Below are 14,208 nucleotides of genomic sequence, written 5' to 3' on the forward strand. Positions count from 1 at the left end.
TGAGAATTTGATTCCCATTTATTGATTTCATTGCACGACAGAAGACTGGCTATAAAGGACCATGATTCAGCTTAGATAAAGCTTGATTGGCAATAAAAATCTTTGCCTCTATGTCTTCAATACCAAAGCTTTTTAATCTCAAACAGTGCATAGATAAATAGTCTTTCGCTGTTTGTTCTGTTTCAAACAAATAAATTCCACCAGCACGATTTTCCTCAGGATTTTCTGTCCAAATTTTCCAGATCATTCCTGTTTCTTGATTAATAGACTGAGCGAGTTCTTGCATGGCTAGGGCCATTTCTTCCCCCCACGGTCCCGAAAATGGGAAATCAACTTGTAATATATAACGCATTTTATTGGCCTTTATAAATATCGGACTAAATATATAGATAATCAAATAAATAATGCGCCATGATCACCCATTTAACAATGAGATTTAGTCGGTCTAGCCCAAAATAAACATAAGACCCCAATAAAAGCGATACTGGCAAGTAATAAAAGACCTGCTATATCATTTTGCCAAATCTGATCCATCCAGTTTTTTAAATTTGGGGCAACAAATCCACCTAAATTACCTAATGCACCAATTAAAGCTGCACCTATAGCAGTCGCTTTACCTGACAAATACTGTGTTGGTAAATTCCAAAATATAGGTTGTACAACAATAAAACCTACCGCTGCTAAACTAATAGAAAAAATAAAGCTGAGCACATGCGTAGTCATAGTCGAAAATACAATTCCAACAACAGCACAAAGTAATAATGCTATAGCCATATAATGCCAATTCGATCTACGATCTGAAATTCGTGTTAATAGCGGTAAAAAAACTAACACCACAAACCATGGAATAGCACTATATAATCCAACTTCCAATCCAACAGGTTGGCCTAAAATACTGGACAGTTTAGTTGGCAAATAAAATAACACGCCATAAACACTAATTTGAATACTAAAATAAATCAGTACAAAGCGCCAAACTCGCCAATCATATAACACTGTCATTAATTTTTCTGATACTACGACTGCCTGTTGTTGATCTTGGTGTAAGGCTTGATTAAGTAATTTTTTCTCAGTGGTATTTAGCCACTTTGCATTTTCAGGATGACTCACCAATATAAAATAACCTAGCACACCCACAATAACAGTGATTAGCCCTTGAACTAAAAACATAGACTGCCAATTTTTAAGTCCAAAATTAAATTCTGTTTCTAATAACCATCCTGAAAATGGCCCACCAAACATCAAAGCCAATGGTACACCTAAATAATACCAACCATAAGCTTGCCCACGATAAGCACTCGGAAACCAATATGTTAAAAACAAAATAACACCCGGTGCAAAACCAGCCTCAGCAGCGCCTAATAAAAACCGTAAAATATAAAAACTGGTCGAGTCTCGTACAAACATCATTGCAATACAAATAATCCCCCAACTCACCATAATACGGCTCAGCCAAAAACGCGCTCCCAATCGATGTAACATTAGATTACTTGGGATTTCAAATAATGCGTAACCTATAAAAAAGATGCCTGCACCTAATGCATAAGCTGAATCACTAATTCCTGCATCCACTTCAATATAATGTTTTACAAAACCAATATTTGAACGATCTAACATGGATAATGAATACATTAAAATAATCATAGGGAGTAAATGCCACTTCACACGGCGAATGATCTGATCTAATTGTTGCTTTGTCTCAATAGCACTCATATCAGTGTCCTTTGATATGTAAAAATAAGGTCACCTATTCAATTTATGTTTTTCGAAGTTTAAATAAGTGACGGACTCATTATTTTATTCAATAGGTAAGTATTGATATTTTTCTAAACTTTCCTTTTTCATCTCTATGGAAAACCCTGCTGAATGTGGTGCCATATAAGCAGCATTTTCAACAACACATGGTGTAATAAAATGCTCGTGTAAGTGATCTACATATTCAGCGACTCGATCTTGCTTGCTGCCTGAAAAGCATAAATAATCAATCATTGAGTAATGTTGAACATACTCACATAAACCTACCCCACCTGCATGAGGACAAACTTTAAGTTGATATTTTGCTGCCATGAGTAATACAGCCAATACCTCATTCACACCTCCCAAACGACAAGCATCTAATTGAATAATATCTACTGCTTCTCGCATCATAAATTGTTTAAACATAATCCGATTTTGACACATCTCACCTGTGGCAAGCTCTATCGGTTGTACTGCAAAACGAATGGCTCTATGAGCTTCAATATCATCTGGAGAAGTAGGTTCTTCAATAAACCACGGCTTTGCAAAAGCTAATTGCTGAACCCAATGAATGGCTTGATCACGTTCCCAAACCTGATTTGCGTCAATCATTAATTTACGTTGTTCACCAATGACTTGGCGGGCTATTTTCACACGGCGAATATCGTCATCCACATCACGCCCGACTTTAAGCTTAATATGTGAAAAACCCTGATCAACAGCCTCTTGACATAAACGTGCTAATTTTTCATCGCTATATCCTAACCAGCCTGCCGAAGTTGTATAGCATGGATAACCATTTGCTAATAACTCTTGTTCTCTCTGATTTTTATGTTGTGCACGTTGTGTTAATAAAGCCAAAGCTTCATCTGCAGTAATACAATCGGTCAAATAGCGAAAATCAATACATTGAACCAATTGTTCCGCACTCATATCTGCAATGAGTTTCCATAAAGGTTTATTTTCATACTTTGCCCATAAATCCCAAATGGCATTCACGACCGCTGCAGTGGCTAAATGCATAACACCTTTATCTGGACCAACCCAGCGTAATTGACTGTCCGATGTTAAATGTCTCCACATCTGTGCGGGATTGGCAATTATTTCATCAAGGTTCATACCAATAATTAAATGCTGCATAGCTTGAATGGCAGCACAGCAAAGCTCATTGCCTCGACCAATAGTAAAAGTTAGACCATGACCAGATAATGCTGGGTCCTGTGTTTTTAAAATTACATAGGCTGCTGAATAGTCTGGATTTGGATTCATCGCATCCGATCCATCTAATTGTTCCGACGTTGGAAAACGAAGATCTAAAACCTCAATATCTACAATTTTAATCATTTTAATTCCCTGCATAATCCCATAGTGAACTTGTTGATCAAATTTTGAAAAAACGACTCCACAACGTAATAATGATGCTTAGCACTTACGTTAGTTATTTGATTCAAAAAAGTTTTTTGTTTTAAAGTTTGGCTACAACAACACGTTGTTTTTGCTCACCCAAGCCCTCAATCCCTAAATGCATTATTTGTCCTGCACGTAAATAAACAGGAGGTTTTTGTCCCAAGCCAACACCAGGTGGTGTACCCGTTGAAATAATATCTCCAGCCTGCAGACTCATGAATTGACTTAAATAACTAATGATGGTTGCCACATCAAAAATCATTGTGCTGGTATGTCCATCTTGGTATCGATGCCCATCGACTTCCAACCATAAATGTAATTGACCTGGATCATCAATTTCATCAGCAGTCACCAACCATGGCCCTATTGGCCCAAAGGTATCGCACCCCTTGCCTTTGTCCCATGTGCCTGTTCCCTCTAACTGAAACTGCCGCTCAGAAATATCATTCACCACACAATATCCAGCAACATACTGCATTGCATCATCACGTTCGATATAACGCCCAGATTTACCAATAACAACGCCTAACTCAACCTCCCAGTCTGTTTTGGTTGAAGCTTTGGGAATTTCAATATCATCATTTGGTCCAACCACTGCACTTGTCCATTTTGCAAATACCACGGGCTCAGTAGGAATCTCAGCACCTGATTCTTCCGCATGATCTGCATAATTCAAACCAATACAAATAAACTTCCCGATATCTGCAACACAAGCCCCAATACGAACATCCGCATCAACAATAGCCAATTGTTCAATATCCATAGTAAGAATTTTATCTAGTTCATGTTCAAGTACATGGCCATTAATATCTTCAACTATGCTTGATAAATCACGAATTTGACCCTGAATATCTAAAATAGCGGGCTTTTCTTTACCCTTTTCACCATATCTTAAAAGTTTCATTATTTTTTCCTTAATCCATTAATTGGTCCAACCACCATCGATATAATTAAAAGTCCCTGTGGTAAAAGCGGATTCATCACTAGCCAAATACACAGCTAAGGCAGCAACTTCTTCGGCTCGACCTATGCGCCCCATAGGTTGGCGAGCAACAAATTGTTGATAAATTTCATCACTACTACGATGTTCTAACTGCGCTTGTTGTTCTATGCGCTGCCGTAAAGAAGGAGACTCTATTGTTCCTGGGCAAATTGCATTACAACGCAAACCTTGCGCCATATAATCTGCCGCAATAGATTTTGTCATACCTAACACAGCTGCTTTAGTCGCACTATAGGCAAACCGATCCGTTACACCTTTAATGCTTGAAGCTGCAGATGACATATTAATAATTGAAGAATTAGGACGTAATAAGAGCTGTGGAAGAAATGCGCGAATCATGTAATACATTGAATCTACGTTAATTTTAAAAGCATGTTGCCACTGCTCTTCATGACAAGCCAAAATGTTTCCAGTAGGTACCCATCCAGCACAATTAAACAAGACATCAGTTTGCGGATAATTACGCGCAAGTTCAGTTGATTGTTCGGCTTTGGTTACGTCTAAAAGTTCAATATCAATACGGTCAGAAAATGTTTGTAGTTGCTTTAAACCATCAAGATTAATATCAGTTGCGATCACATGTGCTCCTTCCTGAGCAAATGCTAATGCTGTGGCATAACCAATTCCCTGTGCGGCAGCAGTAATAACGCATGTTTTGTTTGCAAGTCTCATCTTTTTTTCATCCTGATTTGCATTATACTAAATGGTAAATATAAATTGTACAGACCAAAATATAGGTCTAGACAATTTACGATTATTTATTATTTTTGGCAAGACCAAAACTTAAAAAGTTGAGTTTTATGCAACAGACACGCCTCTATCAAACAATAGTCTCGAAAATACAAGATGATATTAAAAATGGGCTCTATACCGTTGGCTCTAAACTTCCACCTGAACGTGACTTAGCACAACAGCTTGGTGTTAGCAGGACTTCCATTCGAGAAGCCATTATTGCTTTAGAGGTTTGTGGTATTGTTGAAGTGAAGTTAGGTAGTGGTGTTTATGTTTTAAAAACACAATCTGATTCAGTTAAAAATACTCATAATGATGTATTAAATATTCATCCTCAATTGGCTCCGTTTTTAACAGACTCACAGCCCATGTCACCTTTTGAGTTATTAGAAGCACGTCTATATATAGAGCCCTATTTGGCTGAGCTCGCAGCAAAATTCCGAACGGAACAACAACTTGCAGAAATCAAACAAGCCTTTTTAATCAATGTCAGTGATAACCTTGAACATTCACATGATCATATTGGTGATCGCTTATTTCATATTCGCATTGCAGAAGCAAGCCAGAACAATGCTTTTGCATTCTTCTTAAAATATTTACTGGGTCAACAATACACAGAAATTTTTAGTCGCTTACTGAGTCTGTATACACCTACAGATATGGCATTACGATCACAGTATGAACATCAAGAGATATTAACAGCGATTCAAAATCAAGAACCTGAACGTGCTCGAAAGGCAATGCATAGCCATATTGATCACGTGATTCAGATTTTTGCGAATCAAGAATAAAACTACATTCATCCATTTGATAAGTTTATGGAACATATATGTTTGTTTTATATATATTTTGTATGGAAACACCACCATCCACTAACATCGCACTGCCTGTAATAAAGCTCGCTTGATTTGAAGCCAGAAATAAAGCCGCTTGCGCAATTTCCTCAGGTTGAGCCATGCGCTTTAAAGCATGAATATTCTTCACATACTGAATAACCTCTTCGCTCTGAGCAAAATCTTTGGCAATAGGTGTGTCAGTCCCCCCTGGCAACAGGGCATTTACTCGCACGCCATATTCTGCATATTCAAGCGCTAAGGTCTTTGTTAATCCAAATATTGCAGCTTTACTCGCAGCATAAGCAGCTTGATACGGAAAACTGACTGTATTCCCCACAAATGAAGACGTAAATCCAATCGCTGTTGATCTCTAGCCGTAACGACCAGTTTTGCACTCTGATCTGCAAATAAATGAGCACTAGCTTTACCAATCCCAGAATTTGCCCCAGTCATGCCTATTTATCCAATTAAAAGAAATATTTTAAAGTGGTAAAAATACAAAACAATCCAGTTCTTGCTCAATTCTATGCAGAATAAAAAACATAACATACTGTAAAATATAAATTTTTAATTAAATAAACCCATTTCTTATGTCATTAATTCCAATTTTAAACTTTACATTCCTTAATGTTGACTTCTACAACATTAAATTATATACATATCAATAACGATACATATCGTATCAATATAAAACAAAAATCATTTGTTAACAGAGGATGTTTAACATGATAGGACTGATTGGAATAATCCTATCCTTAGTATTGCTCATGTATTTGGCATATAAAGGATTTAGCGTCATCATTTTGGCTCCACTACTGGCATTATTTGCTGTGCTTTGGAGTGGTTTAAGTCATGAAGTGTTAGGTGTCTACTCACAAATTTTCATGACTGGGTTAGGTAGTTATGTCATCAAATATTTTCCATTATTTTTATTAGGTGCAATCTTTGGCAAATTGATGGATGACTCAGGTTCAGCAGGAACAATTGCCAACTTCTTTGTCAACAAACTCGGCCATAAACGTGCCATGTTATCCATTGTGCTGTCCTGTGCAATTTTAACTTATGGTGGCGTATCACTTTTTGTAGTTGGTTTTGCAGTCTTCCCAATTGCAGCAGCTTTATTCAAAGAGTTAGGCATTCCAAAACGTTTGATTCCAGCAGCAATTGTTTTAGGTGCACTCACCTTTACCATGACAGCACTGCCTGGTACACCTGCGATTCAAAATGCTATTCCAATGCCATTTTTCAATACTGATCTGTATGCGGCACCTGGCCTCGGAATCATTTCTTCCATTTTTATATTAATTACGGGTATGTATTGGCTTAACTACCGCAGCAAACGTGCTCATGAACAACAAGAAGGATATGGACAACACCATGAACCAGAATTTCAGATCAGCTCTGGGCATCAAGGACCAAGCCTAACCATTGCAATGCTGCCGATTATTGTTGTGATCATTACCAACTTGGTATTAACAAAATGGATTCTGCCAAGTCTAGACACCGCATATTTAGCAACAGATAAATTTGGTCATGCTGCCCTCAGCTCGGTAATTGGTTTATGGGCCATTATTTGTGCCTTAGTCCTCGCTTGTCTGACGATTATTCTGCTCAATTGGCAACGTATTGCCAATATTAAAGACTCACTCCAACAAGGTGTTTCTTCATCATTCTTACCCATATTTAACACGGCATCAGAAGTTGGATATGGCTCTGTTATTGCTTCACTGGCTGGTTTTATTATTCTGCGTGACTTTCTCATTGGCCTTGCACCAAGCAATCCACTCATATCAGAAGCAATCGTAATTAATGTTCTTGCTGGAATCACAGGTTCAGCTTCTGGCGGACTCAGTATTGCACTCAATACGATGGGTGAAACATATATGAACTTGGCTCAACAACATGGAATCTCACCAGAACTCATGCACCGTGTCGCTTCCATGGCTTCAGGCGCACTAGATTCTCTACCCCATAACGGTGCCGTGATTACCATCATCACGCTATGCGGTCTAACCCATAAACAATCTTATTACGATATGTTCATCGTTGCTGTGATCATTCCCTTAATGGCACTCATTGGTGTGATTACACTAGGTACGATGTTCGGATCATTCTAAATCACGGTTCCACTTTTACAACAATTGCAAAGGAATAGATTATGTCACATGCGATTCAACTCCCACGTATGATGGAAATTGGCAAAAATGCACGCGCAAAACTTCCACAAATTTTAACCGCGTTGAATTGCCAAAAGCCTTTAATTATTACCGATAAAATTATGGTGACCTTAGGCTATATTGAGCAAATTCAAAAACTATTACTTGAAGCTGGTATTCAATCAGACTATTTCGATCAAACCATTCCTGAACCAACCTCAGCCTCAATTGCTGCGGGTGTTGCACATATTTGTAATCATCAATATGACGCAATCATTGCTGTGGGAGGTGGTAGCCCAATTGATAGTGCTAAGGCAATGAGTATATTAGCCAAGTTTGGTGGTGAAATTCGCGACTACAAATTTCCACGCCAAGTGAATGAAGCTGGTCTTCCTATTATTGCTATACCAACCACAGCTGGCACAGGCTCAGAATGTACCCGTTTTACCATTATTACCGATGATGTCAGCAGTGAAAAAATGCTCTGTGCTGGCATTGGTTTTTTACCTGTAGCGGCTATTGTTGATTATGAATTAACCATGTCTTTACCAGCCCGTACTACAGCAGATACAGGAATTGATGCACTTACTCATGCAATAGAAGCTTATGTGAGTAGCAAAGCCAGTGCTTATAGTGATGCTCAAGCACTAGCGGCAATGAATCTCATTGGCCCTAATCTGCAAAAAGTTTATCACCAACCAGATAATGAACATGCACGAGAACAAATGATGCTTGGTTCAACTTTAGCAGGTATCGCTTTTTCCAATGCCTCCGTCGCACTTGTCCATGGCATGAGCCGCCCAATTGGAGCATTTTTCCATGTGCCTCATGGCCTATCAAATGCCATGTTATTGCCGAGTATCACGGCTTACTCAATTCCTGCAGCACCAGCACGTTATGCAAACTGTGCTAGAGCAATGGGAGTTGCTCAAAGCCATGACAGCGATGAGATTGCCAATGAAAAACTGGTTCAAGCTTTAACCCAAATCAATCTAGATCTCAACGTACCAACATTGGCTGAATTTGGCGTTGATAAAGCAACATTTGACCAAGTGGTTGAGACCATGGCAGAACAAGCCTTGGCTTCTGGCTCTCCAAATAACAACCCCAAAGTCCCTAGCATTGCAGAAATGAAACAACTCTATCAAGCACTATGGCACTAATTCAGGCATGTCACATTAAACCATCATGCAATTTTTACTTATTTAAATATCGACTTCTCATTTAGAAACAAAGGATCAACATATGCAAATCATCGGACACTTCATTAATGGGCAAGATGAAAATGAACACAGCAGAACCCAAGCTGTTTTTAATCCGTCAACTGGTACACAAGATAAGCAAGTTGCAATCGCCAGTGCTACAACTGTTGAACAAGCCATTGCAGCAGCTGAAGCAGCTTTCCCAGCATGGCGAAATACACCAGTAATCAAACGTGCCCGTGTTATGTTTAAGTTTAAAGAACTGCTTGAACAACATGCCGATAAAATCTGCGAATTAATTGGTCAGGAACACGGCAAAATTGTGCATGATGCAGCGGGTGAACTACAGCGTGGTATTGAAAATGTTGAATATGCTTGTGGTGCTGCAGAATTTTTAAAAGGTGAGTTTAGTAAAAACGTTGGGCCATCCATAGACTCTTGGAGTGAAATGCAACCGCTTGGTGTCGTTGCGGGGATTACGCCTTTTAACTTCCCAGTCATGGTTCCTCTGTGGATGTTCCCTATGGCAATTGTCTGTGGTAACACCTTTGTACTCAAACCATCTGAACGTGATCCATCTGCAACCCTCTATATTGCAAAACTGCTACAGCAAGCAGGTTTACCTGATGGTGTACTCAATGTAGTTAATGGTGACAAAGTTGCAGTAGATACCCTACTACAAGACACACGAGTACAAGCAGTTAGCTTTGTCGGCTCAACACCTATTGCACAGTACATCTATCAAACCGCTACGGCTAATGGTAAACGCTGCCAAGCACTCGGTGGTGCAAAAAACCACGCCATTATTATGCCTGATGCAGATATTGATAACGTCGTAAGCTCATTACTGGGTGCCGCATTTGGTTCATCGGGTGAACGCTGTATGGCACTTTCTGTGGCTGTAGCAGTGGGAGACGATGTTGCAGATGTTATGATTGCAAAACTTACCGAGGCAATGCAGGGTCTGAAATATGGTCCTTACTTTGACAAAAATAATGACTTTGGTGCAGTCATCACGGCGGAACATAAAGCCAAAGTGATTGGTTATATTGACAGTGCTGAACAACAAGGTGCGAAAATTGTTGTTGATGGCCGCCAAGCAGCACCAGAAGGTTATGAAAAGGGCTTCTATGTTGGCGCAACTTTAATAGACCAAGTTCAAGCCAATATGACCAGCTATAAAGAGGAAATTTTTGGCCCTGTTTTACAAGTAATGCGTGTTCAAACCATGCAAGAAGCTATGGACCTGATTGATAATCATGAATATGGCAATGGCACATGTATTTATACACGAGATGGTGAAGCAGCACGTTACTTTAGTGATCATATTAAAGTAGGTATGGTTGGGATTAATATTCCACTCCCTGTACCTGTTGCTTACCATAGCTTTGGTGGCTGGAAACGTTCACTGTTTGGTGATTTACATGCCTATGGTCCAGACGGCGCACGCTTCTATACTCGCCGTAAAACCATCACTCAGCGCTGGCCTACAGCCAATGTTCGAGAAGGTGCACAATTCTCAATGCCTACATTAAACTAAGTTGAATATTTAAAATGAAGCCCCGTGAGATTACATATTCACTATGTCATCTCATAGGGCTTTTCATTTCTATAAATAGTATCCAATCACTTAATCGTTTGCGCTGACCTGACTGTGTTGCTCGATTAAGAGACTTAAAGCTTGGGCTGCTTCACGTAACATTGGCTCAAAAGCAATGAGATCTGCTAACGATTTTCGAATCGTTGGAGCATGAGTATATAAACACGCAATAATTTGTCCGTTATGACAGATTGGAACAGAACAAGCGACCATACCTGCAATAAACTCTTCGTCATCGGTTCCGAGTTTTTGTTCAAAAATTTGCGCTAAATTATCTGCAAATGCATTAGGGTCAACAAGCGTATTTTTAGTCATCGCTTGAATAGGTAATAACTGTATAACTTTTTGTTGTCGTGCTTTTGGCAAATAGCTCAAAAATAGTTTACCGCTTGAAGTACACCATAATGGTACGGTTGACCCCACTGGCAAATACACTTGTAAAGGCCAGTTGGTTTGAATACGGTCGGTATATAACATTTGATTATTATTTAAAATGGCAATTCCGCAAGTCTCACCAATTTGATCAGACAAACGCTGTAGAATTGCTAGACGCTCTACTTTTAAAGATTCTTGCTCCCACGCCCCCATAAGCATTTTAAACGTCCGATCTCCAAGGACATATCCCCCATAACTTTCACACTTCACAAAACCTTCTTGTTCTAAAGTCTGTAGAAGTCGATGAATACTGGGTTTAGGAATATCTAAAGCAACGGCTAAATCTAAGGGTGATGGTGGATGTTTTGCCTGTGAAATAGCATCGATAATATCTAATACGCGGGTAATGGATGAACCTTTCGACATCAAGCACTATTCCTAACAGAAGTGGCAAAGAGATCATTATAATCTAGCGTTCTAGACTTAGATAGTGACGACTCAATACGCCTTTCAATCCTAAGAGCAATTCAAAATACAGATAAAATTTTATGATTTACTACTATTAAATATAAACAAAATCAATTTGCTCTACCATGCCTGTATCATGGTAGAGCGCCGCAATCAAAACTAGGTATCTATACGCACATCGATGTGCTCATCTTTAAAAACTTCCTGAATACAATCCAAAATTTTGGGAATATAACTACTTTGATCCATATTTCGGACTGAAAGTGATATTGGACTATAAGCCTCTAAATCGAGTATCGGAATATAAACTAAATTTTTCATACCAATATCGCTAGCACTTTCGGGAATTAGACAAATCCCCTCACCTGAAGAAACTAAACCCATTGCCATATGAATTTCACGAACTTCTATTAGTTTTTTCGGGACTAAACCTAATTCAGTGAAAATTGACTGTACTGCTGTAGCAAAGTTAGGTTTGGGTGTTGTTGGATAAGAGAAAATCGATTCATCTACAATTTGAGCCAGATAAATACCACTTTGCACATATTGAGCTAAATGGTGTTGTTTATGTACAGCTAACTGCAAACGCTCTTTACGTAACAACATACGTTTAATTGAAGGGTCACTAATACGCAGACGTCCAAAACCTAAATCAATTTTTCCTTGTTTTAAAGCAGCAACTTGTTCACGTGTACCACATTCAATCAATTCAACTTGTATATCAGGATTACGTTGTCTGAATAAATAAATAATTTGTGGCAACAATGCGTATAGCAATGAACTGACATACCCAATTTTAACCGTTTGATCCACCGAACTAATACGCTGCGCCATGCTGGTCGCCTGTGCAGTATGCGTTAAAATTTGGACAGCATGCTGATAAAAGAATCGCCCTGCTTCTGTTGTCCGTACTGGTCGAGTGCCACGTTCAAATAATAAAATACCCAGTTCTTCTTCTAGCTTCTGAATCTGTCTACTCAATGGGGGCTGAGCAATACATAATTTTTCAGCGGCTTTGGTAATGCTCTGCTCTTCGACGACAGTCACAAAATAACGTAGATGTCTTAATTCCATTGTTTATCTTTCCTCCATCCAGACACCCCATAATATACTTGATAAGTATGTAAAAATACCATTTTTCCACTAGTTTAAGATATTACATTATTTTAGGGTATATAAAGAGTTCACTGTTGAAGAATATTAGGATGTATAAATCAGTAGAAACACTGCTTGTTGAAATTCCGACCATCCGTCCACATAAAATGGCGGTGGCAACAATGCAGACTCAAACCCTTGTTTTGGTCAAAGTTACCAGTAATGATGGATTTGTCGGTTGGGGTGAAGCGACCACAATTGGCGGTTTAGGCTATGGAGAGGAAAGTCCTGAAAGCGTCAAAACCAATATTGAAACTTACTTAGCACCGTTGCTAAAAAGTTTGTCTGGGCTAAATTTTGCTCAGACTATGCAACATATTAAAAAGCAAATCAATGGTAACCGCTTTGCCAAATGTGCAATCCAAACAGCTTTACTTGATATTCAAGCTCAACGTTTAAATCTTCCCCTCAGTGAACTACTTGGTGGCCGTCTGCGTGATCGCGTTCCAGTACTCTGGGTACTCGCTTCTGGTAATACTGAAAAAGATATTGCAGAAGCACAAAAGATGGTTGAGTTAAAACGACACAATATCTTTAAACTCAAAATTGGTTCACGTCCATTACAACAAGATGTTGAACATGTGTTAGCGATTAAAAAAGCACTTGGCGCTGACGTTTCTATTCGTGTTGATGTAAACCGTGCATGGTCTGAACGTCAGGCAGTACAGGGAATTCAACTGCTACAAGATGGTGGCGTAGATCTTATTGAACAACCGTGTGCAATTGATAATATTGATGCCATGCAACGTCTCACAGAACGCTTTGATATTGCTATCATGGCTGACGAATCATTAATGGGACCAAATAGTGCTTATCAGCTTGCTCGCCGCAATGCAGCATCTGTCTTTGCTGTAAAAGTTGCTCAATCTGGTGGTTTAGTTGAAGCATGTGAAGTTGCCAAAATAGCAAACTTAGCAGGTATCGACCTATATGGAGGTACTATGCTAGAAGGTCCTGTTGGAACAATGGCCTCTGCACATGTATGCACTACTTTTGAAAATTTAGCTTATGGCACTGAATTATTCGGCCCATTATTATTAACCGAAGAAATTTTAAAAACCCCGCTTCAATACCAACAATTTGAACTCGCTGTACCAACTACCCCGGGTCTAGGTATTGAATTGGATCTCGATAAAATTGACAACCTACGTCGTAAATAACTAAAGGAATACCCCCTATGTTGTTTCAAGTTCGCATGGATGTAAACATCCCACTTGATATGCCAGTTGAACAAGCAAATCAAATTAAAGCTGTTGAAAAAGCTTATTCACAAGATTTACAACGTCAAGGTAAATGGCGTCACATCTGGCGTATTACTGGCCAATACTCCAACATCAGTATTTTTGATGTAGAAAGCAATGAAGAATTGCATAACATCTTGCAAGGTTTACCTCTTTATCCATACATGAATATTGAAGTTATGGCTTTAAATCGCCACCCGTCTTCTATTCGTGAAGATGATCGTTAATCGCAATTTAAATTGCCAATAATACGAATCACCTCAGCTACAAGAAATTTGATATTCCTTGTAGCTTCA

The 14,208-nt window shown here is 38.9% G+C and carries 15 protein-coding genes; 6 read left to right on the forward strand and 9 right to left on the reverse strand.

The genetic code is table 11. From position 1 onward, the window contains the following. Positions 1-49: 49 nt before the first annotated feature. From RFH42_RS09755 to RFH42_RS09775, 5 genes are all read right to left on the reverse strand, one after another. The gene (locus RFH42_RS09755) at positions 50-352 is read right to left on the reverse strand and encodes a monooxygenase (RefSeq protein ID WP_308975400.1); all 303 of its coding nucleotides are present in this window, start codon (positions 350-352) and stop codon (positions 50-52) included. 71 nt (positions 353-423) lie between these two features. Continuing rightward, positions 424-1,713, reverse strand: coding sequence for an MFS transporter (locus RFH42_RS09760; RefSeq protein WP_308975401.1), 1,290 nt, complete (start codon positions 1,711-1,713; stop codon positions 424-426). 84 nt (positions 1,714-1,797) lie between these two features. Continuing rightward, on the reverse strand, positions 1,798-3,081 hold the full coding sequence (locus RFH42_RS09765; protein WP_308975402.1) for an L-fuconate dehydratase: 1,284 nt from the start codon (positions 3,079-3,081) through the stop codon (positions 1,798-1,800). 121 nt (positions 3,082-3,202) lie between these two features. Continuing rightward, positions 3,203-4,048 carry a fumarylacetoacetate hydrolase family protein gene (locus RFH42_RS09770; protein ID WP_308975403.1) on the reverse strand — a complete coding sequence of 282 codons (846 nt, stop codon included), beginning with the start codon at positions 4,046-4,048 and terminating at the stop codon, positions 3,203-3,205. Between the two features lie 18 nt (positions 4,049-4,066). Beyond that, positions 4,067-4,819, reverse strand: coding sequence for an SDR family oxidoreductase (locus RFH42_RS09775; RefSeq protein ID WP_308975404.1), 753 nt, complete (start codon positions 4,817-4,819; stop codon positions 4,067-4,069). A gap of 128 nt (positions 4,820-4,947) precedes the next feature. On the opposite strand from RFH42_RS09775, the gene RFH42_RS09780 reads away from it, so the two are divergent. Next, the gene (locus RFH42_RS09780) at positions 4,948-5,670 is read left to right on the forward strand and encodes a FadR/GntR family transcriptional regulator (RefSeq protein ID WP_308975405.1); all 723 of its coding nucleotides are present in this window, start codon (positions 4,948-4,950) and stop codon (positions 5,668-5,670) included. Positions 5,671-5,695: 25 nt separating this feature from the next. Here RFH42_RS09780 and RFH42_RS09785 read toward each other — a convergent pair whose 3' ends face one another. Together RFH42_RS09785 and RFH42_RS09790 are read right to left on the reverse strand one after the other, a co-directional pair. After that, positions 5,696-6,052 carry an SDR family oxidoreductase gene (locus RFH42_RS09785; RefSeq protein ID WP_308975406.1) on the reverse strand — a complete coding sequence of 119 codons (357 nt, stop codon included), beginning with the start codon at positions 6,050-6,052 and terminating at the stop codon, positions 5,696-5,698. Then, entirely contained in the window at positions 5,983-6,168 is a 186-nt protein-coding gene (locus RFH42_RS09790) for a hypothetical protein (protein WP_308975407.1), read from the reverse strand. The genes RFH42_RS09785 and RFH42_RS09790 overlap by 70 nt, the downstream gene beginning before the upstream one ends. Before the next feature lie 272 nt (positions 6,169-6,440). On the opposite strand from RFH42_RS09790, the gene RFH42_RS09795 reads away from it, so the two are divergent. The 3 genes from RFH42_RS09795 (at position 6,441) to RFH42_RS09805 (ending at position 10,613) form a co-directional block, all read left to right on the forward strand. After that, positions 6,441-7,832 carry a GntP family permease gene (locus RFH42_RS09795; RefSeq protein ID WP_308975408.1) on the forward strand — a complete coding sequence of 464 codons (1,392 nt, stop codon included), beginning with the start codon at positions 6,441-6,443 and terminating at the stop codon, positions 7,830-7,832. Between the two features lie 41 nt (positions 7,833-7,873). Beyond that, on the forward strand, positions 7,874-9,034 hold the full coding sequence (locus RFH42_RS09800; RefSeq protein WP_308975409.1) for an iron-containing alcohol dehydrogenase: 1,161 nt from the start codon (positions 7,874-7,876) through the stop codon (positions 9,032-9,034). A gap of 82 nt (positions 9,035-9,116) precedes the next feature. After that, on the forward strand, positions 9,117-10,613 hold the full coding sequence (locus RFH42_RS09805; RefSeq protein WP_374990828.1) for a CoA-acylating methylmalonate-semialdehyde dehydrogenase: 1,497 nt from the start codon (positions 9,117-9,119) through the stop codon (positions 10,611-10,613). 90 nt (positions 10,614-10,703) lie between these two features. On the opposite strand, the gene RFH42_RS09810 is transcribed toward RFH42_RS09805, so the two are convergent. Both RFH42_RS09810 and catM read right to left on the reverse strand, forming a co-directional pair. Beyond that, positions 10,704-11,477, reverse strand: coding sequence for an IclR family transcriptional regulator (locus tag RFH42_RS09810; protein ID WP_308975410.1), 774 nt, complete (start codon positions 11,475-11,477; stop codon positions 10,704-10,706). A gap of 198 nt (positions 11,478-11,675) precedes the next feature. After that, positions 11,676-12,590, reverse strand: a complete 915-nt coding sequence (gene catM, locus RFH42_RS09815) for a cis,cis-muconate-binding transcription regulator CatM (RefSeq protein WP_308975411.1) — start codon at positions 12,588-12,590, stop codon at positions 11,676-11,678. 131 nt (positions 12,591-12,721) lie between these two features. On the opposite strand from catM, the gene RFH42_RS09820 reads away from it, so the two are divergent. Together RFH42_RS09820 and catC are read left to right on the forward strand one after the other, a co-directional pair. Further along, entirely contained in the window at positions 12,722-13,831 is a 1,110-nt protein-coding gene (locus RFH42_RS09820) for a muconate/chloromuconate family cycloisomerase (protein ID WP_308975412.1), read from the forward strand. A 17-nt stretch (positions 13,832-13,848) separates the two neighbouring features. Then, positions 13,849-14,139 (forward strand): muconolactone Delta-isomerase, encoded by a 291-nt coding sequence (gene catC / locus RFH42_RS09825; protein ID WP_308975413.1) that lies wholly within the window; start codon positions 13,849-13,851, stop codon positions 14,137-14,139. The last annotated feature ends 69 nt before the right edge of the window (positions 14,140-14,208 follow it).

It is taken from the genome of Acinetobacter rudis (genome assembly GCF_031157835.1).
Lineage (GTDB): Bacteria > Pseudomonadota > Gammaproteobacteria > Pseudomonadales > Moraxellaceae > Acinetobacter > Acinetobacter rudis_A.

Bases quoted from the DNA above. Each gene is read 5' to 3' on its own strand.
- RFH42_RS09755 (WP_308975400.1), bottom strand. From the start codon at position 352: ATGCGTTATATATTACAAGTTGATTTCCCATTTTCGGGACCGTGGGGG.
- RFH42_RS09760 (WP_308975401.1), bottom strand. From the start codon at position 1,713: ATGAGTGCTATTGAGACAAAGCAACAATTAGATCAGATCATTCGCCGT.
- RFH42_RS09765 (WP_308975402.1), bottom strand. From the start codon at position 3,081: ATGATTAAAATTGTAGATATTGAGGTTTTAGATCTTCGTTTTCCAACG.
- RFH42_RS09770 (WP_308975403.1), bottom strand. From the start codon at position 4,048: ATGAAACTTTTAAGATATGGTGAAAAGGGTAAAGAAAAGCCCGCTATT.
- RFH42_RS09775 (WP_308975404.1), bottom strand. From the start codon at position 4,819: ATGAGACTTGCAAACAAAACATGCGTTATTACTGCTGCCGCACAGGGA.
- RFH42_RS09780 (WP_308975405.1), top strand. From the start codon at position 4,948: ATGCAACAGACACGCCTCTATCAAACAATAGTCTCGAAAATACAAGAT.
- RFH42_RS09790 (WP_308975407.1), bottom strand. From the start codon at position 6,168: ATGACTGGGGCAAATTCTGGGATTGGTAAAGCTAGTGCTCATTTATTT.
- RFH42_RS09795 (WP_308975408.1), top strand. From the start codon at position 6,441: ATGATAGGACTGATTGGAATAATCCTATCCTTAGTATTGCTCATGTAT.
- RFH42_RS09800 (WP_308975409.1), top strand. From the start codon at position 7,874: ATGTCACATGCGATTCAACTCCCACGTATGATGGAAATTGGCAAAAAT.
- RFH42_RS09805 (WP_374990828.1), top strand. From the start codon at position 9,117: ATGCAAATCATCGGACACTTCATTAATGGGCAAGATGAAAATGAACAC.
- catM (WP_308975411.1), bottom strand. From the start codon at position 12,590: ATGGAATTAAGACATCTACGTTATTTTGTGACTGTCGTCGAAGAGCAG.
- RFH42_RS09820 (WP_308975412.1), top strand. From the start codon at position 12,722: ATGTATAAATCAGTAGAAACACTGCTTGTTGAAATTCCGACCATCCGT.
- catC (WP_308975413.1), top strand. From the start codon at position 13,849: ATGTTGTTTCAAGTTCGCATGGATGTAAACATCCCACTTGATATGCCA.